Genomic DNA, 24426 nt, shown 5'->3' on the forward strand with positions numbered 1-24426 from the left:
TTGCACAAAAGCGCCAAGTTCAGATCGGAAGTTCCAGACCAATCTTTGTACGGTCCATCGCGACGGATGTGCGAAATCTGCGGACGTTCGAGTTATCGAAAAACAAGCGATGGGTCAGGTCCTCGAAATCCTCCATGTCCTGCGCGACGCAGATAAGAACAAAGTCGGCATCACCGGTCACATAATAGCATTGCTGAACTTGCGGCTCGTTCCTGGCGCGTTTTCGGAACAGATCGAGTTGCTGAAGCGATTCCCGGTCAAGTTCGACCAGAACAATGAAGGTCATCTTATAGTCAAAGCGCGACGGGTTGAGCACCGCGACCTCTTTCAGGATCAGCCCGGAATCTCGCAACCGCTTGAGCCGCCGCTGCACCGAGGGAACAGAAAGACTGCATTCTTGCGCCAGCTGTTCCAGCCCGATTCGACAATCCCTTTGCAGGGTTCTGAGGATTATCGTGTCTGCATCATCAAGTTGTTGGTTCATGAAAAATCCTCGCGATGGAAGAGGCAGGTTTGAAACATATTATCGAGATTAGGGTCAAATACGATAAATAGAAATAGGTCGGTCATGCACAATCTCTGCACATGGAAAAAGCGGATGAAAAATACATGACAGCGACCGACGACCTAAGCTTCGCCCCGGATTTCGTCCGTGCGCAGGAGTTTTTTCAGGGGCAAGAGACCTACGCTGTATCGCCGCTGATTGAAATCACGGGGCCTGATGGTCAGAGCATTCTGGTCAAGAACGAGACAGAGCGTATGGGGCTTGGCGCGTTCAAAGCTTTGGGGGCGCCCTATGCGGTTGCACGCCTTCTCGAGGATGCATGGCTCGAGAATACCGGTGAAACGCTCTCCCTCACGCGGATGAAGGATGCCGCTTTTCGAGAATTCGCATCTGGCCACACATTCGTCTGCGCAAGTGCAGGCAACCACGGAATGGGCGTTGCGGCTGGGGCGCGGGCGATGGGTGCAAAGGCGCGAATTCATCTGGCGCAGACCGTACCACAAGGGTTCGGCGACCGTCTTAGAACCTTCGGTGCCGAGGTTGTCCGTTCGGGCGATGTTTATGACGAAAGCGTCGCCGCCGCTATTGCTGACGCCAAAACCACCGGTGCCACGCTTTTGGCCGACGGAACCTGGCCTGGTTACACCGAGATTCCGAAACTGGTGATGGAGGGCTATTGCGTCATCGCCGAAGAGTTGCGCGCCCGGTTCGAGGCTTCGGGGCAGTGGCCTACGCATGTCTATCTGCAGGCCGGTGTCGGTGGGTTGGCCGCCGCAATGTCGCATATGATCCGTCTGAACTGGGCGGAACAGCCTGAACTGATCGTTGTCGAACCCGGCGCTGCGTCCTGTTTGCGGGCCAGTCACTTGGCCGGACGGGCCACCCGCAGCGATGGGCCGGATTCGAATATGGGTCGGCTTGACTGCAAGGCACCGTCGATCGTGGCCTGGGATGTGCTCGAGCGCTGCGGCGTGAGCTACGAAACCCTTTCCGAAGAAGAAGGCCAGGCAGCCGCAGAAGCTGTCACAGCACTTGGAATCGCGACCACGCCGTCAGGCGCGGCCGGTTACGGCGCCCTGTGCAAGAGAGCCAACCAGCAGGCGAGGACGCAGGATTTACGTCCTCTTGTCATCATCTCAGAAGGGCTCGCATGAGCGGGCAAGAAAGGACTAACAGAATGACATCCATTTTTAGCAAGCTGATAACCTCGGCGGTTTTCGCGGCAGGTCTGTCGACTGCTGCCTTTGCGGACACCTGGAAATTCGCCTCGGAAGAGGACAAAGGCGACGTACAGGATATCTTTGCACAGGCCTTCGCCGAAAGTGTCAAAGAGCAGTCTGATGGCGACATCAAAGTGCGCATCTACTACTATGGTCAGTTGGGTACCGAGAACGATATTGTCGAGCTGACATCTAAGGGTACGGTCCAGTTCGTATCGGTGGGGACCGGTCACCTGGGGTCTTATGTGCCCGAGGCGCAGGTTCTTGATCTGCCCTATGTTCTGGGCGGTGATATCGACGTGATCCGCGAAGTTCTGACCACCAGCCCGACCATCTATGAAGACCTCAGCGAGAAATTCGAGAAGGTGAACCTGAAGCTGCTCACCATGATCTCGGAAGGTGACATGGCCTGGGGTGCCAACAAGGCGATCCGCAGCCCGGCGGATTTTGAAGGCCAGAAAATCCGTACCTTCACTTCGACCATTCCGGTGGAAACCTTCAAGGCGTTTGGCGCCAACCCGACGCCTTTGTCCTGGGGCGAGGTCTATGGCGCGCTGCAGTTGAAGACCGTCGATGGCATGGTGAACCCGATCTATTTCATCTACAACGCCAAGTGGCATGAGGTTCAGGATTACCTAATCTTCCCGGGTCAGCTTCCTTACGTCGGCACTGTTTCCACCAACAGCGATTGGTTCAACGGCCTGCCTGCAGATCAGCAGGAAATGGTCAAGAACGCTATCGCCAAGGGTGAGCAGGCCGCGCATGACTATCAGATCAAGATCAACTTGGAAAACATGGAAAAGATCAAGGCAGAGCGCCCCGATCTGCAGGTCATTGTCCTGACCGAGGACGAGCGCGCTGTCTTTGAAGCCCAAAGCGCCACATTGCATGAAACATTCTTCGATGTGGTCGAAAACGCCTATGACGACGCCGAGAAACCTGCGGCGCGCGCGCAAGCCCAGAAGATCCTCGACGGCCTGCTTAACGAGGTGAGCAATGCGTCGCAATAAAAGCTGACATCACTGAAAGGCGCGGCGTCTCATTCAGACGTCGCGTCTTTCATTTACGGAACGCTGACTGGCGGACCGAGGGAGGGAAAATCATGAAAAGCGCATTGGTCGCCCTGAGTAGGGGCACCGAGTTCATCGAGAAATTCGTTATCATTCTGGCCATATTGTTGATGATGGTGAATTCGACCGCTAACGCCATTGGCCGCTACGCCTTTGGCAAAAGCCTGTTCTTCTCGGAAGAGCTGAACCAGTTTCTGATTGTCAGCGTGACCTTTTTTGGATTTGCCTATGCGGTTCGGAAAGGTCGGAACATTCGGATGACGGCGGTTTATGACACGCTGTCCCGTCGGTCCAAGAAAGTGATCCTGACGCTGATTTCGATCACGACCAGCATGCTGCTGGCCTTTTTGGCCTACAAGTCCGTGTTCTACGTGCTTGAGATCAAAGAGCTGAACCGTCTGAGCCCGGCGCTGCAGTTTCCGGTCTATATCATCTACTCTGTGATCCCGGTCGGCCTGTTTATGGCCAGCCTGCAATATCTGATCGCATTCATCATGAATGTCACTCATGTCGGCATCTGGCACTCGTACGAGGTCGAGGACAATGACGCAGTGGATGTAGGAGTCTGAGATGCCCGGATTCCTTGATTTCCTTGGCGATGTCATAGCTGGTGAGCTGGATATCTATGTCATCACCTTTGCTCTGGTCATGGTGATGGTGGTTCTGCTGTTCCTCAGCTACCCGATGGTTGTTCCGCTAGCGGTTGCCACGCTGATTGGCCTTGTTCATTTCTCGCAAAGCGATACTGGCGTCATCATCCAGCAGATGGTCACCGGCATTTCGCCAAACGCGCTGATCGCTGTGCCGATGTTCATATTCGCCGCCGATATCATGGCGAGAGGTCATACGGCCAATAATCTGCTGGGGCTGATCGAAGCCTTTGTCGGTCACCGCCGGGCCGGATTGCCGATCACGGCCTGCATCAGTTGCACATTGTTCGGCTCGGTTTCGGGTTCGACTCAGGCGACCGTGGTTTCGATTGGTCAGATCATGCGGCCAAAGCTGCTGAAGGCCGGTTACAAGGACAGTTTTGTCATGGCGTTGATCATCAATGCCAGCGACATCGCCTTCCTCATCCCTCCAAGCATCGGGATGATCCTGTACGGCACGCTGGCCAATACCAGCGTGGGCGAGCTGTTCATTGCAGGAATTGGTCCGGGCGTTGTTCTGGCGCTGATGTTTTCGGTCTATTGCTATTTCTACAGCGTCCTGCAGGGCGATCTGATCGCGCGGGTGCCAAAGAAATCAGGTGCCGAGCGGCGCGCAGCGTTTCGCAAGGCCATACTGCCGCTTGGTTTCCCGGTCCTGATCGTCGGCGGTATCTACACCGGCGCAGTGACCCCGACCGAAGCAGCCTCGTTTTCGGTGCTTTATGCGCTGATCGTCGAATGCGTGATTTATAGGGAACTGAAACTCAACGACGTTTTGGATTCCGCTCTCAGCACAGGATTGATTACGGCGGTTGTGTTCATCCTTGTCGGGATCGGTCAGGCGTTTTCCTGGTATATTTCCTTCGAACAGATTCCACAGGGCCTGTTAGAGCCGCTGAACCTGGAAGGCGCGTCGCAGGAATACATCCTGTTCATCATAGCGCTGTGCTTCTTCGTGGGATGTATGTTCGTCGACTCGCTGGTCGTGCTTGTCATCCTTACGCCAATCTTCGTTCCGATCGTGGATGCCTCGGGGATTGATCCGGTTCTTGTCGGGGTTATGGTGACGCTGCAGATGGCCATCGGATCAGCAACACCGCCGTTTGGCTGCGATATCTTCACCGCAATCGCGATTTTCAACAGACCTTATCTTGAGGTGATCCGGGGCACTTTGCCGTTCTTCGCGATCCTGGCGCTGATGACGGCTATGCTGATCTACTTCCCAGGTATCGCGCTGTTCCTCAGGGATCTGGCGGCGTTTTGACAAAATGAATGACGGATGGCCGGTTGTTTTGAATCGGCCATCCAAACTTGATCCGAAGATCAGCGCCCAATACCGACGTAACTATCGAAGCCGGATTTCTTGACGGCGGGTTCGGAATAGATATTGCGCAGATCGACCATTCGGGGGGATTTCATCGTGCCAGCTAGTTCGCTCAGATTGAGCGCACGGAACTCGTTCCATTCGGTCAACAGCACAACGACATCCGCATCAGCAGCAGCAGCATAGGGGTCTTCGCACCATTCGACGCCGGGCAGCAGGGCCTCACCTTCGGAACGCCCCTGAGGGTCGACAACCCGCACCGTTGCCCCACCACCGATCAGTGCAGGCACGATAGTTAACGAGGGCGCATCACGCATATCGTCGGTATTGGGTTTGAAGGTCACGCCCAGAACAGCGATCGTTTTTCCATTGAAACTGTCGTCGCAGACATCTCGGATTTTCTGGATCATCCGTTTCTTGACCTCGTCATTCACCCGGATGACGGTTTCGGTGATCTGCATCGGGTGGGCATGTTCCTGACCGATCCGGGCCAGAGCGGCGGTGTCTTTTGGAAAGCACGATCCGCCATATCCCGGACCTGCATGTAGGAATTTATTGCCAATGCGCCCATCCAGACCGATGCCTCGGGCGACCTCTTTCACGTCGCCGCCAACACGTTCGCACAGGCCTGCGATCTCATTTATAAAGGTGATCTTGGTCGCAAGAAACGCGTTAGCGGCGTATTTGATCATCTCTGCGCTTTCCAGATCAGTGGTCAGGATCGGGAAGTCCCGCAGGTAAAGCGGGCGGTATATTTCCGCCATTACATCGGCGGCGCGGTCTGATTCAACGCCGACAACCACACGATCCGGGCGCATGAAATCATCAATGGCGGCCCCTTCGCGCAGGAATTCAGGGTTCGAGGCGACGTCGAATTCGGCCTTCGGGTTGGCGGCAGAAATGACCTGATGCACCTTGCGATTGGTGCCAACTGGAACGGTCGATTTGGTTACCACCACAGTGTAGCACGTAATCGCATGCGCAATTTCTTCTGCGGCGGCCATCACATAAGTCAGATCGGCGTGACCGTCCCCGCGACGCGTGGGCGTGCCCACGGCAATAAAAACAGCATCCGCACCATCCACTGCTGCGGCCAGGTCCGTGGAAAAGCTGAGCCGACCAGCGGCTACGTTTTTGGCCATCAGGACGTCAAGCCCGGGCTCATATATCGGGACTTCGCCAGCCTGCAGCATCTCAATTTTCTGTTCGGCCTTGTCGACGCAAATGACATCATGGCCGAAATCGGAAAAACATACCCCGGACACCAAACCTACATAGCCGGTTCCGATCATCGCAATACGCATACTAAAATACCCTTCTTAACAAATACCGCCTTTGGCGCGCACACATTCGAAGAAAGTTCCGCCGGTTTCAATGCCTGTCAGCGTGCTTGGGTTGCATTCCGGGGATTCTTGCTGTTTTTGGGTCGGCAATCATACACATTTGTTTTCGTAGGGCGGAACTATGACAAAAACGGCATTAATCACCGGGATTACCGGACAAGACGGATCGTATCTGGCCGAGTTTTTGTTGGAAAAAGGTTATGAAGTTCACGGCATTAAGCGTAGGGCGTCCTCATTCAACACGCAACGCATCGATCACATCTATCAGGATCCACACGTTCCCAATCCCAAACTGCACCTGCACTATGGAGATCTGAGCGATACGTCTAACCTGACGCGAATCATTCGCGAAGTGCAGCCGGACGAGGTCTATAACCTAGGCGCACAGTCCCATGTGGCCGTCAGTTTTGAATCCCCGGAATACACTGCGGATGTGGATGCCATTGGTACTTTGCGTTTGCTGGAAGCGATACGTTTTCTCGGGCTCGAGAAAAAGACACGCTTCTATCAGGCCTCGACCTCGGAACTCTACGGTCTGGTGCAAGAGACCCCGCAACGCGAAACCACCCCGTTCCACCCACGGTCACCTTATGCGGTTGCCAAACTCTATTCTTACTGGATCACGGTCAATTACCGTGAGGCCTATGGCATGTATGCCTGCAACGGGATCCTGTTTAACCACGAAAGCCCGCGCCGGGGCGAAACTTTTGTTACCCGCAAGATCACACGCGGTTTGGCAAATATTGCGCAAGGATTGGAAAGTTGCCTGTACATGGGCAATATCGACAGTCTGCGGGATTGGGGTCACGCGAAGGACTATGTGCGGATGCAATGGCTGATGCTGCAGCAGGACAATCCCGAGGATTTCGTGATTGCGACCGGGGTTCAGTATTCGGTACGTCAGTTCATTGAATGGTCGGCAGCCGAGCTTGGCGTTTCACTGGAATTCACCGGGTCAGGCGTTGACGAAACCGCGACTGTCGTCTCGATCGAGGGGGACAAAGCCCCGGGATTGAAACCCGGTGACGTCGTAATGCGGATAGACCCACAATATTTTCGCCCGGCCGAGGTCGAAACCCTTCTGGGCGATCCCTCAAACGCCAAGAACAAACTGGGTTGGGTACCAGAACTGACCGTGCAGGAAATGTGCGCTGAGATGGTGACCGAAGACCTGAAGACGGCCAAACGTCACGCGCTTTTGAAAGAGCACGGGTTTGAGCTGCCAATGAGCCTGGAAAACGGCTGAGGAGGCCCTCATGCGTAAGATCTATGTTGCCGGGCATCGTGGTATGGTTGGCGGCGCAATCCTGCGCCGTTTGCAAAACCGCAAGGACGAAGGCGAAGCGCTGGAGTTGATCACGCGCAGGCATTCCGAACTGGATCTGACCGACCAACCCGCCGTGCGTGATTTTATGCAGACTGAGCGTCCGGATATGGTGATCCTAGCCGCGGCCAAGGTTGGTGGGATTCACGCAAATAACACCTACCCCGCAGATTTCATTTACGAAAACCTGATGATTGAATGCAACGTGATCCATCAGGCTTTTGCAGCGGGGGTAAAGCATTTGCTGCAACTGGGCAGCTCGTGCATTTACCCACGGGCTGTGCCTCAGCCCATGCGTGAAGACGCTTTGCTGACCGGCGTGCTGGAACCCACCAACGAACCCTATGCCGTTGCAAAGATCGCCGGGATCAAGCTGTGTGAAAGCTATAATCGCCAACATGGCGTCGATTACCGGTCGGTTATGCCAACCAATCTTTACGGACCCGGAGACAATTTTCACCCCGAAAACAGCCATGTCCTGCCGGCCCTGATCCGCAGATTCCACGAGGCACAGCGCGACGGGCTGGAAGAAGTGGTGATCTGGGGCACAGGAAAACCGCGGCGCGAGTTTTTGCATGTCGATGATATGGCCGAGGCGTCCTTGTTTGTGCTCGACTTACCGCGCGATATCTACGATGCGAATACCCAGCCGATGCTGAGCCATATCAATGTGGGATGCGGCGAAGATATCTCAATCGCTGAGCTGGCGGCCCTGGTGGCCGGAACAACCGGATTCACGGGTAAGATCACTCAGGATGTCAGCAAGCCTGACGGGACACTGCGCAAGTTGATGGATGTGTCCCGACTGGCCGATATGGGGTGGCGCGCACGCGTCGGTCTCGAAGACGGTATCCGCGAGACCTATGCGTGGTTCCTGGATCAGGCAGACACCGATTTGCGCGCCAAATGACCGCCTGGGCATAGCTCCGGACGGTCTAAAGCTCAGAACCAGCGACCGGTTGCGATTACCGTTGGGGACAGGCTGCTTGTGTCCGAGGATGCCGATAGAACCTTAAAGGGCACTTGTGTTTCAGTGGCCGCGCCCAAACCTATAAACCGGCTTGTCGCGCCGCCACTGCCACCGACCGAGGGTGAGGTTCCGGACGCAAAGGCTGCGGGAAAGCTCCAGGTGGTCTCGGCGCTGGAATACAGCGATCCTTCGGCGTTCACGCAATCGGTGGCCGTCAGAACGCCCGTGCAGATTTGTGTACCATCCGCAAACCGGACGTATTCGCCATTGGCGGTTGATCCGCGTTCGACGACCGCGCCGGTTGGCACCCCGGCGGTTTCTGACACAGAGCCCAGCAGGTTTCCGGGGCAGTAGCCATAGTCGGCCCGCATCAGGCGACCTGCGGTGATGTCTTCGGCATCGTTTTGAATGGCAGAGCCTGAGGCTGTTCCGGTGGCTGGGTCAAAGCTCAGCGCCTCGGTCCAGGATCCGCCATCAGCCGAGACTTTGATGGAAAAACCGGTGTTGCCGGACAATCCCATCTCCGCATGACCGACCCAGTTTGACTGGAACAAAAGCGAGGCGGTATCCCCGGCCGCTGCCTTGTTGATCTTCAACTGGTGCCCCGCCCCGTCATGGCTGAGCAACGTCGCAGGCGACCGGACCGATAGCCGATTGGTGCTGTCATACCCGGTTGCGATGCCCAACCCGTCCAGGTTCTGGGTCGCGACCTGAGGTTCGGACCAGTCTGCGCCGTCCCAGATCTTAAACCGGTTGGCCTGTTCATCCCAGGCCCGCCAGCCGATTCCCGGGGTCACAAAATGCCATGCGTCATCCAACCAGGCCGCAAGGGCGCCCGGTTGCGCGGCCCAATCCCCGGTAGGGTTGGCGCCAAGCGCGTGAATCTCGCCCTGTTCCGGCACCGCAGGCGGGACCGAGGCGTTTGTCGACGCTACGCTCAGCTGGACAATCAGGTCCAGAGCACGCAGCGCCTCGTTATGGGTGACGTGTTTCTGGGCCTGCGAAGGTTGCAGGAAAGGTAAATCCAATCTGGGTGAGTTTTGTGACACGGGTGGCGTCCTCCTGTAGCTGTCGGTCCGACTATTGCATTGCGCGCTACATTGCCGTGCCCAGGATGAATCCGTTCTGATCTGACCGAACGTTCGAATAATCATTTCCTAACGTTTGGAGGATTCCATGGGGCGTAGCCAAAGGTCTGGATTCAACGAAAAAGGACAGCCGAAGCTGCCCTTAAGTTTACCAATCACCGTGAAAGGTTAGCTGCGGGCGTACACATCCTCGTACCGGATGATGTCGTCCTCACCCAGATAAGACCCGGTCTGGACCTCGATCAGAACCATCGGCACCTTGCCCGGATTCTCCATCCGATGAACGGCACCGAGCGGGATGTAGACAGACTGGTTTTCAGAGATCAGGCGCACATCTTCGTCGATCGTAACTTTTGCCGTGCCCTGTACAACGATCCAGTGTTCAGACCGGTGGTGATGAGATTGCAGGCTTAGTGAGGCGCCGGGGTGAACGTGTATGCGTTTGACCTGGAACCGATCCCCGATGACCAGGCTTTCGAACCAGCCCCAAGGGCGATGATCGACCGGCAGCGATTCCGCTTGTTTGGCGCCTTTGGCCTTCAGGGCCGCAACCGCCTGTTTGACGTCCTGAGCCTTGTCCATGCTGGCCACCAAAACCGCATCGGGCATGGCGACCGCAATCATGTTTTCCAGACCCATCGCAACAACTTCTTGCGTGGGGGTTTCTGAACGCACCAATACGTTCCGGCAGTCAATGGTGGTAACCTGGCCCGTGGTGGCAACGCCATCGGCGTCTGGATTGCTCAGCTCTTGAACTGCCGACCAGCTGCCGACATCCGACCAGCCAGAGGCGTAAGGAACAACGCTCAGATTGCGGGCTTTCTCCATGACCGCGTAGTCGATCGAGATATCCTCGACCGTGCCCCAGGCTTGGGGATCGAGGCGCAGAAACCCGAGGTCGGCCTTTGCCTCACGGACGGCCTTGCCGACCGGGTCCAGCAGTGCGGACGCATGTTCTTTGAATGCAGCAATTATGTCTTTGACCGCGAACAGAAATATCCCCGAATTCCAAAGATAGCTGCCATCGGCGATCATGGCTTGGGCATTCTGCAGATCAGGCTTTTCGACAAAACGGTCCAGCGCAATTGCGGTGTTGCCCGTATCTGGGGCATGGCTGAGCTTGAGATATCCATAGCCGGTTTCCGGCCGGTCCGGAGTGATCCCGAAAGTGACGAGATCCCCACGATCCGAAATCGCGCGCGCGCCTTCGGTAACTGCCTGATGAAAAGCAGCTTTGTCCGGGATGACATGGTCCGATGGGGCGACAAGCATGATCGCATCCGGGTTGCTGGCGGCCAGATACAACGCGGCGGCCAGAACCGCTGGTGCTGTGTTGCGCCCTTCGGGTTCGATCAGAATGGGGCCCGGATCTATGCCAATCGCGCCCAGTTGTTCCGGAACCACAAAACGGAATGCATCATTGGTAAGGATCAGCGGCTTGGCATAAGGCGCGTCCTTGGGTCCCTGCATTCGTTCAGCACAATCCTGAAGCAGGCTTGAATCACCGATCAGAGGGACGAACTGCTTGGGGTAACTTTTGCGCGACAGGGGCCACAGTCGGGTGCCGGACCCTCCGCAGAGTATGATGGGATGGATGGTGGTCATTGCGGCTTGCCTCGAAGGTTCTTGGACTTTGTCACTTTAGAAACGACATGCTGAAGGTTGCGGGCGCTATTGAGCGGCCTTCCCGGCGGCGACTATCTCGTTCAGATATTGGCTCAGGTCATCACGCAGATCGCTACGGGCCAGCGCAAAGGCAACAGTTGCCTGGAGGAACCCGGCTTTCGAGCCGCAATCAAATCGCTGGCCGTCGAATTTATAGCCAAACACGGGCACACCGTTACAGATGTCTTCTGCGATAGCATCGGTCAGCTGAATCTCACCGCCACTGCCCGTTTTCTTTTGGTTGAGATTGTACAGCACTGACGGCCCCAGAATATACCGACCGATAACGGCCAGGTTCGAGGGGGCTTCTTCCGGCTTGGGCTTTTCAACCATTCCTCTGGCGCGTACCACGGAGCCGACGTTTTCGCCTACATCCAGAACGCCATAGGAACTGGTTTTTTCGTTTGGCACTTCCATCGTTGCGACCATGTTGCCGCCGGTTTCCTCATAGGCTTCGACCATCTGCTGCAGACAGGGTTTATCAGCAGCAATGACGTCATCCGGCAACATTACGGCAAATGGCTCGTCGCCGATCAGCCGGCGGGCGCACCAGACCGCATGGCCCAGACCAAGCGCCTTGTGCTGGCGGATATAGGCGATGGCGCCGCTTTCCATATTCGTTGCATTCAGCGCTTCAAGCAGGTCATCCTTGCCCTTGGCCTTGAGCTCTTGTTCCAGAACGAGGTTGTGATCAAAGTAATCTTCCAGCGCAGATTTGCCACGCGAAGTTACAAAGATGAATTCGGTAATACCTGCGGCGCGGGCTTCGTCGATTGCGTATTGAACCAAAGGACGGTCAACCAGTGTCATGATCTCTTTGGGGACGGATTTTGTCGCTGGGAGAAAACGCGTGCCCAATCCCGCAACGGGGAAAATCGCCTTGGTGACCTTGCGTACCATGTTACCTCTCAAATTCAATTCTTGCCCGACCGCGTAGGGCAGGCCGGGGTTTCCTATTAGGCTGCGCAGTCAGAACAATCAATGACATCGCGGCCGCAGTCTAAAATCTGACAGGAAGGTGCCACCGGGGGTAGGGGAAGTCAAAACGAACCGCCGTTTGATGCCTTTGAAACCCGTCATTTACCGGTGTTTTGTTGTACAATCCGGCCCTTCGCCCATTCATTGACAAGAATACGCCAAGAATCGTCATGAAGTCGTGCAAAGCCGAACCTGTCCCCGAGGCTGTTCATGCGGCCTCGGGGACAGGGGATTTATGTGTTCGCCAGGATTGTCTCAAGCGGATCATGCTCGGCTACGAAATGGTTCGGTGCGACCTCGTTGAGCTGTGGAACATAATCGTTCTGACCGGCCGATAGCCGGCTGGGCAAGAACCTGAGCGCCGCTTTCGGGTCCATCGGCGAAGGCAGCTCTCCCGGTAATTTGAGGCGCTGGCGTTGCCGTTCCACATCCGGATCGGGGATCGGGACCGCCGAGATCAGCGATTTGGTATAGGGGTGCAGAGGCTGCGAACAGATCACCCCTCCATCTCCCAATTCGACGATGCGCCCCAGATACAGTACCATGATCCGGTTTGACACTGTCCGTACCACGGACAGGTCGTGGCTGATGAAAATCATCGACAGCCCGAATTCCTGCTGCAGCTCTTTCAAAAGCTCTACGATCTGGGCCTGGATCGACACGTCCAGAGCCGAGACCGCCTCGTCACAAATGATCAGCTTGGGCTTGTTGATCATCGCCCGCGCGATCCCGACCCGCTGGTTCTGCCCACCGGACAGCTCGTGCGGATAGCGGTTGATCATGTTGGCCTGCAGGCCAACCCGCTCCATCATTTCGCCGACCATTTTCTTGCGCTCACGCTCTGTCAGATCCGGGCGATAGGTTTTCAGCGGTTCGGCGATAGAGGCCGAGATGGTCATTCGCGGATCGAGGCTGGCCAGCGGATCCTGGAACACAATCTGCAGGTCCTTGCGGTACTTGTTCAGCTCGGCCCGCTTTAGCCCGACTATCGGATGGCCCAACCAGCTGACATTGCCACCGCTGGGTTCGATCAGCTGCAGAACCGCCCGCGCCAGTGTGGATTTGCCACAGCCGGATTCACCCACAACGCCCAGCGTCTCGCCCTTGCGGATGTCAAAGCTGACGCCGTCCACAGCTTTCAGCGGTACCTTGCGCCCGAACAACCCGCCCGACACGTGGATCGGGAAATGCACCTTCACGTCATCGACCCTAAGCAAAGGTGCGTCGGTTTCTTCCAGAGCTTTTGGCGCGTCACCGGCATCAATGCGCGGCATCGCTTCAAGCAGGGTGCGGGTGTATTCATGCTGCGGCGCGCGGAAGATCTCGCGTGTGTCCCCGGCCTCAACAAACTGACCCAGACGCATGACCTGAATGCGGTCACACATCCGTGCCACCACGCCCATGTCATGCGTGATCAGCGCAATGGCAGTGCCTTCGTCTTTTTGCAGGTGCACCATCAAGTCCAGAATGTCGGCCTGGACCGTCACATCCAGCGCGGTGGTTGGCTCATCTGCGATCAGCAGCTTTGGGCTGCACAACATCGACATGGCGATCATGACACGTTGGCGCATGCCCCCCGACAATTCGTGCGGGTATTGATCCAGACGACGGTTTGCCTCGGGGATGCGGACCCGATCCAACCACTCCAGACAGCGCGCCCGAGCGGCCGAACCCTGCAACCCTTCGTGAACCTGCAGAACCTCACGCATTTGCTGCCCGATCCGCAGATGCGGGGTCAGGGCGGTCAGCGGATCCTGAAAGATCATGCCGACGTCATCGCCCCGGATCTGGTTCAGCTTGTTGATCGGCAGATTCAGGATTTCCTTGCCATTCAGTGTGGCCGAACCGATTGCACGACCCGCTGAAGGCAACAGCCCCATCGCGGCCATGAAAGTCTGGCTTTTGCCGGACCCGCTTTCGCCCACAATACCAAGGCATTCGCCCGGATTAATGTCAAAGCTGATGCCTTTGACGGCCTCGACCACACCATCGGGGGTGTCGAACTGGACGCTTAGGTCCTTAACAGAGAACAGGCTCATATCAGCGATCCTTTGGGTCCAGAGCGTCACGCAGCCCATCGCCGATGAAGAACATCGTGATGATAATGGCGACATAGAATGTCAGAGGGAACATCAGCTGCCAGAGGGTTCCGTACCCCATTGTGCCTGCCCCTTCAGCGATCAGACGGCCTAGCGAGGTATAGGGCTCCGAGATGCCAAGTCCGAGGAACGAGATAAAGCTTTCGGTCAGGATCATCTCGGGCACCAGAAGCGAAGCATAGACGATTACCACACCCAGCAGGTTGGGCAGGATATGGCGATACATGATGGTGAATTCGCTGACACCGGCGGCACGCGCGGCCTCGATGAATTCGCGGTTTTTCAGGGCCAGAGTCTGCCCTCTGACGATCCGTGACATGGTCAGCCAACCAACCGCGCCCAATGCGATGAACAGGGTAAAGAACGACCGACCGGCCACTACAAGCAACAGAATGATGATCAGAGTTGTCGGAATGGCCAGAAGGATATCGACGAACCGCATCATCGCGCCGTCAAGGCGCCCGCCAATATACCCGGCGGCGATGCCATAGCAGGTGCCAACAATCAACGCGGTGGCCGCCCCGACAAGCCCCACCAACAACGATGTTGTTGTGGCCTGAATGACCCGGCTGTAAAGGTCGCGCCCCAGATCGTCGACGCCAAAGAAGTGCCCGGTCTCGATCGACGGCATTCCCATGCCACGGATGTCACCCATCACGTTCCAGTCGATTTCCTCATTGCTCCAAACGGCGAAATATGGGCCGAAGATTGTGAACAGAACGATCATCAGCAATATGAATACGCTCGCCATTGCGGCTTTGTTGCGGACAAACCGCATCCGCGCATCCTGCCAGAGGGAACGCCCCTGAACGGCCGTGAAATCGGTGATGTCCTCGGCCAGATGGGCGGCTTTTTGTGATTTTCCTAGCATTTTGTGCCCCTTAGTACCGGATTTTCGGATCGAACCAGGCATATGCCAAGTCGGTCAGCAGGTTCACGATCACTGTAAGCGTGCCGTACAAGATCGTGACCCCCAGCAGCACCGCATAGTCACGCGACAGGGCCGAGCCGACATAAGCCTGCCCCAGACCACCGGTCGAGAAATAGATGTCGACAAAAACCGATCCGGTCAGAACATAGACAAAGACCGGGCCCAGATAGGACACCACCGGCAGCAGCGTGGGCTTCAACGCATGGCGCCAGATTACGGTCCTGGTAGGCAAACCCTTGGCCCGGGCCGTGCGGATGAAGTTCGAGTTCAGAACTTCCAGCATCGACGAACGGGTAATCCGCGCGATCGACCCCATATAGGACGTGGCCAATGCGATGACCGGCATGATCAGATATTGCCACTGACCGCCGTTCCAGCCACCACCCGGCAACCATCCCAGCCACAAAGTGAAGGTCAGGATCAGGATCGGGCCCATGATGAAGTTCGGCAGCGCCTGCGCAGCGATCCCCAGACCTACGGCAAAATAGTCGATCCAGCTGTTGTGTCGGATGGCCGCGGCGATCCCAAGGCCAATACCTACGACACTCGCCAGCAGGAATGACAATGACCCGTAAGTGAGCGAGATCGGGAAGCCTTGCGAAATGATATCATTGACGTCCCGGTCTTTGAACTTGAAGGACGGGCCGAAATCGAAATGCACGACAATGTTGTACAGATAGTCCCAAAGCTGTTTCCACAGCGGCTGGTCAAGACCATAGCGCGCCTCGATATTGGCCAGCACCTGCGGCGGCAATGGCCGTTCCGAGGTAAACGGCCCGCCGGGCGCGTAGTGCATCAGAAAAAAACAGGCAACGATCAGCAACAGGATCGTTGGAACGGCGATCAGCAATCGCCGGATGATATAGGCAAGCATTTCATGCCCCCATTATTGGCTTTGCCCCGGGGTGATCCTCGGGGCAAAGCGTGGTCTAAGGAAGGTTATTCGGCGATCTTGTAGAGGTTCTTGGAGTACCAGTTCTGCTCTACGTTCTTGACCGGCCAGTTGCCGACATCGCTGTCCATCATGTAGACGCCAGCATAGTGATAGATCGGGATAACCGGAGTCTCTTGTGCAATGATCCGCTCAACCTCGGTATACAGTGGTGCTGCGTCATCTGCTGTCTTGGCCTGGGTCAGCAATTCGTCAACCTTGGAGTTGTTGTACTTGCCGTCGTTATAGCCGGAATCCGATTGCAACAGGTCCAGGAAGGTCGAGGCTTCGTTATAGTCGCCACACCAGGCGCCACGGGCCAGATCGAAGTTTTGGTTGCCACGCTCTTCCAGGAACACTTTCCATTCCATGTTGGCCAACTCGACCTGTACGCCCAGTTTCTGTTTCCACATCTGGCTCAGTGCCACTGCGACTTTCTTATGGGCCTCTGATGTGTTGTAGACCATGTCAAAGCTCAGCGGGTTGTCGGGGCCAAATCCGGCCTCGGCCAGCAGCTCCTTGGCCAGCTCGTCACGCTCGGCTTGCGTCATCGAAGCCATTTCGACTTCAGGGACGGTGAACCCAGCGGTTGCTTCGGGTGCGAACGTATATGCGGGCGGCTCTCCACCGGCTTTGACGTTCTTGGTGATGATGTCGCGGTCAACTGCAAGAGACAGGGCTTGACGTACATTTGGGTTCTTGAATTCTTCCGGTCCGCTGTCAGACAGGTTGAATGTATAGTAATAGTTGCACAGGCGCGGGAAGCTGATGGCCTCTTCGGGGTGCTCTTTCTGTAGGCGCGGGAACTGACCAGCAGGTACTTCAGTGCGGTCCAGCTCGCCTGCGAGGTAACGGGTCAGGGCTACGTTTTCGTCGTTGATGACAAGGGCCACGACTTTTTCGACAATCGTATTGTCGTTATCCCAATACATCTCGTTGCGCTCACGGACCGAGCGTTCCTGTGGCAGGTGTTCGGTCAGAACATAGGCGCCGTTCGAGACGATGTTTTCCGGCTTAGTCCAGGCGTCGCCGAACTCTTCGATCACCTTCTGCGGGGCAGGGAAGGTGGTGGAATGGGTGGTCATTTGCGCGAAATAAGGCAGTGCTGCGCTCAGCTTGACCTCAAGAGTGTGGTCGTCGATGGCGGTTACGCCCAGTTCGTCCACGGGCTTCTCACCAGCAATGATTTCGGCCGCATTTTCGATCGACATCAGCTCCATGAACCACGCATAGGGCGAGGACAGAGCGGGATCGACGGCACGTTTCCATGCAAAAACGAAATCGCCTGCCGTGACCGGATCACCATTGGACCATTTGGCGTTATCACGCAGTGTAAATGTGTAAACGTCCTTGGTATCGTTTGTGGTATAGCCGGTTGCGACGCCGGGCACCAAATTGCCGTCTTCGTCCTGGTTCATCAGGCCTTCGAACAGGTCGCGGACAATTTCCGCACCGGTAACGTCTTCAACAACCTGCGGGTCAACCGAACTGTGCTCATCCAGAACGCGATAGGTGAAGGTTTGATCATCCGCCAGCGCCTCGCCGGTTTCGGGATGGGTGCCGGCGGCAAATGCAGCGCCGGTGATCATGGTCGAGGTCAGTAGCCCCGCCAGAGATGTCCGAATGTATTTGTTCATATCTTTCTACTCCCATTTGTGTGGTGGCAAGGTACGCACATCCGTTCAGGATGGTCGCTGACCACCATGATTGTCCGACTCAGATAGACCGGGACTTGTTCGAATTTTGCTTTTTCAGATCGCAATGAACACCGCGTCGCAGTCTTTCGGTTTGCTGTCGGAAACGTAGTTGCGAAAGTCGCCTTTCACTGATGCAGAACGTGGCACTATTTCAAAAAAGGTTAAAGCCTTTGCGTGCAAAATGGCCAGGTGCGGCCGAAATCTAAAAAATTCCACGGGAGAATGGAAATATTATAATGATACGCTATGGTTTCTTGACATTTTTGTGAAGCTCTTGAGTAAGCGGTTGAGCGTTGACGCAAGGTCCGCTTTTGCGGCTTTCCAAAAATTGGCGCGAATCGCTATTGGGTCAGTGCCCGGACCATATGAGTCTGAGGAAAGCATGTGGCGGACTGATTGGTGGCCTCTTGCCAGCGCCCGATAGAGCGGCGTGTTCGAAAGCCCGGCAGGCCGTCAGCGCCGCCGACGTCATGGCCCATCTGTTCCAATGCGCGCTGCATGGCTGCTATATCCGATCGGTAAAGACCGCCGACTTTGTCCCACCGGCCGCGGAAATCCTGGACGCCATATTCTATCCTATCCCCAACATGGCCGACGAACAGGGCGTAGAGATCGCTTTTGTTGTATTCCTTCAGGACATAAAAATTGGGGGTGACAATGAAGGCAGGGCCATTGCGCCCGGCGGGCATCATCAAAAACCCTTGTCCCTGCATTTCTTGTTTTGGAAACGGCTTGCCAGATACACGGGTGATCCCCAACCCGGCCCAGTCGCGAATAGGACGGCCCTGATCCGGCCCTTCAAGGGTGCAGGAAACCGAAGACGGGACAGTTACTTCGAACCCCCAATCACGACCCGAGACCCAGCCATGTTGGTCGAGGTAGTTTCCGATCGATGAAATTGTGTCCTCGGCCGAGGTCCAGATATCCGCGCGCCCGTCGCCATTTCCATCGGCCGCATAAGTCAGGTAGTTCGATGGCATGAACTGCGGTTGCCCAAGCGCACCCGCCCAACTGCTTTTCATTTGATCCGGCGGTATGTGGCCAGCCTCTGCAATCTTGAGCGCGGCGATAAGCTCTGACGTGAAATATTCTGAGCGGGTGCTCATGAAACCTTTGGTGCCCAGAACCTGAAACGCATTATGCCGGATAGCCACCTGCCCATATCCGCTTTCGCGGCCCCAGATCGCCAGAATGACGCGCGCTGGTACTCCGGTATCGGATTCTACCTGTTTCAGTGTCGTGTTATAGCGCCGGGCCATCTTGCGTCCGACAGAAGTGGCCCCCTGAACCGAACCAGCGTTGAAATAGCGCCCGGGTGATCCGAACTCGGCCTGCTTTTGTTCCTTGGGAACCGCTGTTGCCGTACCCGGAGGAACCAGGTCTGGCAGTTTCCAGTTCAGCGTGACGCCGTTGAAGGCCCTGTTCATCGTGCGTTTTGAAACACCCTCGGATTTCGCCCGCGCCCAGACCGTGTATTTCAGCCATGACTGAAACTGAGCCTCGGTCGCCGCACGATCCTGTGCTGTCGCACTTGTCGACAGGTAGCAAAGTCCAAGAGTAAGGATTAACCAACGCATTGTCCTATGATCTCACCTGCGATCTGCTTTAAGTCAACCTACCAGAACGGCGTTTCTGCCGCTGTGATCCGGGTGGCAAGATCAAATCTCGGGAAACAGGCAGAGCTGTGTAAAAATCCTTGTGAAAATTCAGGACTCTGCCGATAGTTGTCCCAATAAATTTTGAAATGAGGATGAACAGGCGTGACATATTCCAGACCGTCTTTTGCATCCTTGGTTGTCCTGTCTGCCGCCATAGCAGGTCTTGGCTTTGTGCCGGTTGCCGAAGCCAGCAACAATTTCTTGGACCCTCAAGGACCCGTCGCCGCCCTTCAGAAAAGCCACCTTTTACGGGCAACTGTTCTGATATTGGTCGCAGTTGTTCCGGTTCTGATCCTGGTGCCTTTGATTGCCATACGGTATCGAAGGCGAAAGGAGGGGCAGGCAGATTATCGACCGGAATGGGATTTTTCTGCCCGGTTGGAATTCCTCATGTGGGGTATCCCGGTTGTTATCGTGGCCATCCTCTCGTTTTATCTGTGGAAAGCCACCCATCGGCTGGACCCCTACGCGACTTCGTTCGGGGAAGACCCGGCGCTGAATGTGCAGGTTGTTGGTCTCGACTGGAAATGGCTGTTCATCTACCCCGATCTTGGTATCGCCAGCGTGGGTGAGATGGGCCTCCCCGTTAACCAACAGGTCGCTGTCACACTGACAACGGATACGGTGATGCAGTCCTTTATGATCCCGGCGCTGGCCGGACAGATCTATGCCATGCCGGGGATGACGACCAAACTGCACCTTGTCGCCGATAGGCCCGAAACGATGCAGGGCGAGAACACGCAATATAACGGGCGTGGCTTTACCAAGCAGAAATTCAAAGCGATTGCCATGGAGCCCCAGGACTTCAACGACTGGGCCGAAAAGGTCCGGACAAACGGGATTCCGTTGAGCGCTGAAACATACCGAACCCTCGCCATGCGAACCGATCGGGATGAGGTGCAGGCCATGTTGGGCAATGATCAGATGCCGACTGATGCGCTGTATTTCACACTAGCCGATGGTGATCTGTTTCAGTCGATCCTGCACCGCTATGACGGGGCCACACCCTTGTCTGCCGATCAGCAACCGGGCACTGCCGAGTATGGTCAGGAGAAAACACAATGACCGATGTCGAGACTGGTTTTTTCGGCCGTCTAAACTGGGATGCTTTTCCGATCACCGGGTTGATCCAGTCGCCCAACGCAAATGAGATCGTGGCAAATGCTGCCGCTGGGATCGTGATTGTGGGCGCCATTGCCGTTGTGGGGCTGCTGACATGGTTTCGTCTGTGGGGGCCGCTGTGGCGTGACTGGCTGACCAGCGCCGACCACAAGAAGATCGGCATCATGTATATCGTCTTTGCCATCGTGATGTTGGCGCGGGGGGTTCTGGAAGGTGTCGTCATGCGCGCCCAACAAGCCGCAGGGCCGGGCGAAGGCTTTCTGGAAGCCGAGCATTTCGCCGAGCTTTTCAGTACCCATGGCACGATCATGATCTTCTTCGTCGCCGTTCCGTTTGTGTTCGGCGCCGCCAATTTCCTGATCCCGCTGATGATCGGCGCCCGCGACGTGGCATTCCCGGTGATGAACCAGATCAGCCTAGGCCTGACCGTGTCCTCGGGCATGATGCTGATGGTTTCCCTGGTGGTCGGAGAGTTCTCGACCGGGGGCTGGACGGCCTACCCACCCTTTACCGGTGCGGCCTTCAATCCCGGCGTTGGGCCGGATTATTGGATTTGGGCCATCGTCGTATCGGGGATCGGAACGACTCTGACCGGGATCAACTTTGCCGTTACGATCTACAAGATGCGCGCGCCGGGGATGCAGTTCATGCGGTTGCCGATGTATTGCTGGACGATCATCTGCAGCTCGATCCTGATTGTCTTTGCCATGCCGCCGCTGGGTGTTGCGGCGCTGATGCTGGCCGCAGACCGGTACTTGGATTTCCACTTTTTCACAAATGACCTTGGCGGCAACATGATGAACTATGCCAACCTGTTCTGGCTGTTCGGACATCCCGAGGTCTATCTGTTGGTCCTTCCCGCCTATGGTATCTATTCCGAGGTTTTTGCGACCTTCTCGGCCAAGCGCCTGTACGGGTACAACTCCTTGGTGATTGCAACGATGTCGATTGCGGTGCTGTCCTTCACGGTCTGGCTGCACCACTTTTTCACCATGGGCCAAAGCGCGCTGATCAATGCGGTGTTTGGGATTGCCACCATGCTGATCGCCATACCGACTGGCGTGAAAGTCTATGATTGGATGGCCACGCTGTTTCGCGGGCGTATCCGGTTCTCGGTCCCGATGCTCTATGGGTTGTCTTTCCTGATGCTGTTCGTGATCGGAGGGTTGTCGGGCGTCATCCTGGCCAATCCGACCATCGACTATCAGGTGCATAACACCCTGTTCCTGGTCGCGCATTTTCACAATGTGCTGCTGCCTGGCGTCCTGTTTGGCCTGCTTGCGGGATACAACTATTGGTTCCCCAAAGCCTTTGGCTTCCGCCTGAGCGAAGGCTGGGGACGGATATCTGTCGCGTTGTGGACCGTTGGGTTTATGTTGACCTTCCTACCGCTTTATTTTGTCGGCCTGATGGGGATGCCACGTCGATCTTACAGTTGGGAAGATCCCAGCTTTCACCCCTATATGATCGCCGCCGTGCTTGGGTCTTTGGTCATTCTCGCAGCGCTTCTGTCGATCATTGTCCAGCTGTGGGTCAGCATTCGAGACCGGGAAAAAACCCGCGTGCCGGTTGGCGACCCTTGGGATGGGCGCACGCTGGAATGGTCAATTCCGGCACCGCCGCCTCCGTATAACTTTGCAATCATTCCGCATGTGACCGACCGGGATGATTTTGCCGCCGCAAAAGAGCGCGGCAACGCCTATCCGTCCCTTGATGCCTATGAAGATATCCTCATGCCACGCAATACGGCGATCGGGTTCGGTCTGTGCGTGCTCAGCGGTATCTGGATGTTTGCGCTGGTCTGGTGGATCTGGTGGCTGGCTATTGCGACGACAGCCGCGATGTTGGCGGCCTTCATCGCCTGGACTTTCAGAACCGACACCGAAGAGTTTATTCCGGCCGAGCAGGTCCGCAAAGAGCATGAAGCCTGGCTTGATCTTGTGCGCGCATCGGTTCCGGTCAATCGCGATCATGAATACGCGCCCGAGAACCGCGGCCTAGCCCGTCCCGATCTGGAGGCCACTACATGAAACGCGCGCCGACACACAGCTATCCGGGCCTAAACTTGGGCCGACGGCATCCGGGAGCCGACAAGGCCAGCGAAGTGGTCACCTTTGGGTTCTGGGTCTTTCTGATGAGCGATCTGGTCTATTTCGGCCTGATGTTCGCGATCTATATCACCATGATCGACGCGCAGGCGGGTGGGCCCGGTCCGCATGAGCTGTTCGACCTGACCAGCATTTTTGCCCAAACCCTGATCCTGTTGACCAGCAGCCTTACAGTGGGCCTTGCGATGCTGGCGTTGAAATACAACCTGCCACGGCCCCGTATCGTGCTTTGGTTCGCGGTAACTCTGGTTCTGGGCCTCAGCTTTCTGGTACTTGAGATACGTGACTTTCTGGCTATGGCGGAAAAGGGTGGCATTCCACAGCGCAGCGGGTTTCTGTCAGCGTTTTACGGGCTAGTGCCGCTGCACGGGCTGCATGTTGCTGCGGGGTGCCTGTGGTTGATCGTTCTGGGTATTCAGCTGCGTGTGTTTGGTCTAACCGACGTTCTGATGTCACGGGTGGTTCGTCTGGCCCTGTTCTGGCATTTTCTCGACCTCATCTGGATCGGCATAATCACGATCGTCTATTTCGGAGGGCTGACCTATGGATAGGCGCAGCGAAATGCACCGACGTGAACGCCGCCGATATGTGATTGGCTATGGCGGATCGCTGCTGCTGACACTGGCGGTCTTTACCATTGCATATACGTTCGGGATCGAGACCAAGGGCGTTTATTTGTCGATCGGTTTGTTGGGGCTTGCGCAGTTGATTGTTCAACTGGTGTATTTCCTGCATATCGACCGTCGACGCAGCAGCCGCGAGGACCTGGACCTAGTCCTGTTTTCCACGATGGTTCTATTGATCATCATTGTTGGGACGGTCTGGATAATGGGGAATCTGGCGGTGCGGATGCATACCTATCCGATGTAGGTCGGGCTGCACCGGATCAGCGCATCGCCATCAGCCCAAGCCACAGCGCGCCCCAACACAGCAAGAGGCTCAGCACGATATTGCCCGCCGCCGTAGCGATTGTACGTTCGCGCCGCAGTTCCAGGGACTGGTAGGCAAAGCTGGAGAAAGTGGTGAAGCCGCCACAAAAGCCGAACACCAGGCGCTGTTCCTCCTGGCTGACGCCCGTCGGTCCACCCAGATACCCGACCCAAAGCCCAAGCAACAGACTGCCAAAGACGTTCACGATCAGCGTTGCCACGGGCAGGTCATGGCGAATTCGAATGGCGATCCAGTGCCGCAGAACCGCGCCCAGACCGCCGCCTAAACCAAACATTGCATGCAGGTAGAGATCGCTCACTCTGACGACCTCCGCGGGGAAAAGCGACGCCCGGAGGTTTCACCCAAAATCGCCGCAAAAAGACCCGCCACAATTTCCAAACCCGCTGCGGTTAGGGCAAGCCCGAAACTGACCTCTGCCAGACGTTCCAATTCCGCAACAAATGAGGAAAACGTAGATAAACCGCCACAAAACCCAACCGCGCCCAGATGCAGGACGTGCGCATGTACCCGGTGTCGGATGGCGTATAACAAGCCAAGCACAAAGCATGCGGCTATATTGATTCCAAAAGTCTCGGTCAGGATCGGCAGGCCCGAGATCCCGAGCGACAACGCTTCTCTGACCAGTGACCCAGCCGCGCCACCCGCGAAAACGGCACAGAACATGAGAGCCGTGGCCCATGCTGTTTGCGATTTTTTCACAGCCAATGATCCTGCCCGCGTTGCCCTGCCATCCGGGATACCGATTGGCGCGGCCGGGATCAACTGCGCATGGCGGATCACAAGTTTCACCAT

At 56.3% G+C, this 24426-nt stretch carries 22 protein-coding genes; 10 read left to right on the forward strand and 12 right to left on the reverse strand.

Annotated elements, in window-relative coordinates; genetic code table 11:
* Positions 1 to 19 precede the first annotated feature (19 nt).
* The gene (locus AC2FH8_RS07905; protein WP_271949042.1) at positions 20 to 484 is read right to left on the reverse strand and encodes an Lrp/AsnC family transcriptional regulator; all 465 of its coding nucleotides are present in this window, start codon (positions 482 to 484) and stop codon (positions 20 to 22) included.
* Positions 485 to 585: 101 nt separating this feature from the next.
* Between AC2FH8_RS07905 and AC2FH8_RS07910 the strand changes: the two genes are divergently transcribed.
* From AC2FH8_RS07910 to AC2FH8_RS07925, 4 genes are all read left to right on the forward strand, one after another.
* Positions 586 to 1659: a pyridoxal-phosphate dependent enzyme gene (locus AC2FH8_RS07910; RefSeq protein ID WP_496689227.1), complete on the forward strand. Its 1074-nt coding sequence runs from the start codon at positions 586 to 588 to the stop codon at positions 1657 to 1659.
* A 23-nt stretch (positions 1660 to 1682) separates the two neighbouring features.
* A complete protein-coding gene (locus AC2FH8_RS07915; protein ID WP_496689229.1) occupies positions 1683 to 2735 on the forward strand; it encodes a TRAP transporter substrate-binding protein in 1053 nt (350 codons plus the stop codon).
* Positions 2736 to 2827: 92 nt separating this feature from the next.
* Positions 2828 to 3364 carry a TRAP transporter small permease gene (locus tag AC2FH8_RS07920; protein WP_271949035.1) on the forward strand — a complete coding sequence of 179 codons (537 nt, stop codon included), beginning with the start codon at positions 2828 to 2830 and terminating at the stop codon, positions 3362 to 3364.
* Positions 3365 to 3425: 61 nt separating this feature from the next.
* The gene (locus AC2FH8_RS07925) at positions 3426 to 4709 is read left to right on the forward strand and encodes a TRAP transporter large permease (RefSeq protein ID WP_496689479.1); all 1284 of its coding nucleotides are present in this window, start codon (positions 3426 to 3428) and stop codon (positions 4707 to 4709) included.
* A 59-nt stretch (positions 4710 to 4768) separates the two neighbouring features.
* Here AC2FH8_RS07925 and AC2FH8_RS07930 read toward each other — a convergent pair whose 3' ends face one another.
* Entirely contained in the window at positions 4769 to 6073 is a 1305-nt protein-coding gene (locus tag AC2FH8_RS07930; RefSeq protein ID WP_496689231.1) for a UDP-glucose dehydrogenase family protein, read from the reverse strand.
* A gap of 160 nt (positions 6074 to 6233) precedes the next feature.
* On the opposite strand from AC2FH8_RS07930, the gene gmd reads away from it, so the two are divergent.
* Both gmd and fcl read left to right on the forward strand, forming a co-directional pair.
* Positions 6234 to 7358 (forward strand): GDP-mannose 4,6-dehydratase, encoded by a 1125-nt coding sequence (gene gmd / locus AC2FH8_RS07935; protein ID WP_142639846.1) that lies wholly within the window; start codon positions 6234 to 6236, stop codon positions 7356 to 7358.
* A 10-nt stretch (positions 7359 to 7368) separates the two neighbouring features.
* Positions 7369 to 8346 (forward strand): GDP-L-fucose synthase, encoded by a 978-nt coding sequence (fcl, locus tag AC2FH8_RS07940; RefSeq protein WP_496689233.1) that lies wholly within the window; start codon positions 7369 to 7371, stop codon positions 8344 to 8346.
* A gap of 32 nt (positions 8347 to 8378) precedes the next feature.
* Here fcl and AC2FH8_RS07945 read toward each other — a convergent pair whose 3' ends face one another.
* From AC2FH8_RS07945 to AC2FH8_RS07980, 8 genes are all read right to left on the reverse strand, one after another.
* Positions 8379 to 9455: a DUF2793 domain-containing protein gene (locus tag AC2FH8_RS07945; protein ID WP_496689235.1), complete on the reverse strand. Its 1077-nt coding sequence runs from the start codon at positions 9453 to 9455 to the stop codon at positions 8379 to 8381.
* A gap of 207 nt (positions 9456 to 9662) precedes the next feature.
* Positions 9663 to 11099 carry a mannose-1-phosphate guanylyltransferase/mannose-6-phosphate isomerase gene (locus tag AC2FH8_RS07950; protein WP_142639840.1) on the reverse strand — a complete coding sequence of 479 codons (1437 nt, stop codon included), beginning with the start codon at positions 11097 to 11099 and terminating at the stop codon, positions 9663 to 9665.
* A 66-nt stretch (positions 11100 to 11165) separates the two neighbouring features.
* Positions 11166 to 12059: a UTP--glucose-1-phosphate uridylyltransferase GalU gene (gene galU / locus AC2FH8_RS07955; RefSeq protein WP_281995135.1), complete on the reverse strand. Its 894-nt coding sequence runs from the start codon at positions 12057 to 12059 to the stop codon at positions 11166 to 11168.
* Positions 12060 to 12370: 311 nt separating this feature from the next.
* On the reverse strand, positions 12371 to 14176 hold the full coding sequence (locus AC2FH8_RS07960) for an ABC transporter ATP-binding protein (RefSeq protein ID WP_496689237.1): 1806 nt from the start codon (positions 14174 to 14176) through the stop codon (positions 12371 to 12373).
* A gap of 1 nt (position 14177) precedes the next feature.
* On the reverse strand, positions 14178 to 15107 hold the full coding sequence (locus AC2FH8_RS07965; protein WP_142639834.1) for an ABC transporter permease subunit: 930 nt from the start codon (positions 15105 to 15107) through the stop codon (positions 14178 to 14180).
* Between the two features lie 10 nt (positions 15108 to 15117).
* The gene (gene oppB / locus AC2FH8_RS07970; protein WP_142639832.1) at positions 15118 to 16041 is read right to left on the reverse strand and encodes an oligopeptide ABC transporter permease OppB; all 924 of its coding nucleotides are present in this window, start codon (positions 16039 to 16041) and stop codon (positions 15118 to 15120) included.
* 65 nt (positions 16042 to 16106) lie between these two features.
* A complete protein-coding gene (locus AC2FH8_RS07975; RefSeq protein ID WP_142639830.1) occupies positions 16107 to 17735 on the reverse strand; it encodes a peptide ABC transporter substrate-binding protein in 1629 nt (542 codons plus the stop codon).
* A gap of 401 nt (positions 17736 to 18136) precedes the next feature.
* Positions 18137 to 19372 carry a lytic murein transglycosylase gene (locus AC2FH8_RS07980; RefSeq protein WP_496689240.1) on the reverse strand — a complete coding sequence of 412 codons (1236 nt, stop codon included), beginning with the start codon at positions 19370 to 19372 and terminating at the stop codon, positions 18137 to 18139.
* A 183-nt stretch (positions 19373 to 19555) separates the two neighbouring features.
* Here AC2FH8_RS07980 and AC2FH8_RS07985 point away from each other — a divergent pair, with 183 nt between their 5' ends.
* The 4 genes from AC2FH8_RS07985 to AC2FH8_RS08000 are packed head-to-tail and all read left to right on the forward strand — an operon-like array spanning position 19556 to position 23553.
* Positions 19556 to 20518 (forward strand): cytochrome ubiquinol oxidase subunit II family protein, encoded by a 963-nt coding sequence (locus AC2FH8_RS07985; protein WP_496689242.1) that lies wholly within the window; start codon positions 19556 to 19558, stop codon positions 20516 to 20518.
* Positions 20515 to 22605: a cbb3-type cytochrome c oxidase subunit I gene (locus tag AC2FH8_RS07990; protein WP_281995131.1), complete on the forward strand. Its 2091-nt coding sequence runs from the start codon at positions 20515 to 20517 to the stop codon at positions 22603 to 22605. Before AC2FH8_RS07985 ends, AC2FH8_RS07990 begins: the two co-directional genes overlap by 4 nt.
* Positions 22602 to 23234, forward strand: coding sequence for a cytochrome c oxidase subunit 3 (locus tag AC2FH8_RS07995; protein ID WP_142639822.1), 633 nt, complete (start codon positions 22602 to 22604; stop codon positions 23232 to 23234). The genes AC2FH8_RS07990 and AC2FH8_RS07995 overlap by 4 nt, the downstream gene beginning before the upstream one ends.
* Positions 23235 to 23244: 10 nt before the next feature.
* Entirely contained in the window at positions 23245 to 23553 is a 309-nt protein-coding gene (locus AC2FH8_RS08000) for a cytochrome o ubiquinol oxidase subunit IV (protein ID WP_496676890.1), read from the forward strand.
* Between the two features lie 16 nt (positions 23554 to 23569).
* Here the strand turns inward: AC2FH8_RS08000 and AC2FH8_RS08005 are convergent, their stop codons facing one another.
* Together AC2FH8_RS08005 and AC2FH8_RS08010 are read right to left on the reverse strand one after the other, a co-directional pair.
* Entirely contained in the window at positions 23570 to 23932 is a 363-nt protein-coding gene (locus AC2FH8_RS08005; protein WP_281972876.1) for a fluoride efflux transporter FluC, read from the reverse strand.
* The gene (locus tag AC2FH8_RS08010) at positions 23929 to 24426 is read right to left on the reverse strand and encodes a fluoride efflux transporter FluC (protein ID WP_281995129.1); all 498 of its coding nucleotides are present in this window, start codon (positions 24424 to 24426) and stop codon (positions 23929 to 23931) included. The genes AC2FH8_RS08005 and AC2FH8_RS08010 overlap by 4 nt, the downstream gene beginning before the upstream one ends.

It is taken from the genome of Ruegeria sp. CDSC025 (assembly GCF_059610805.1).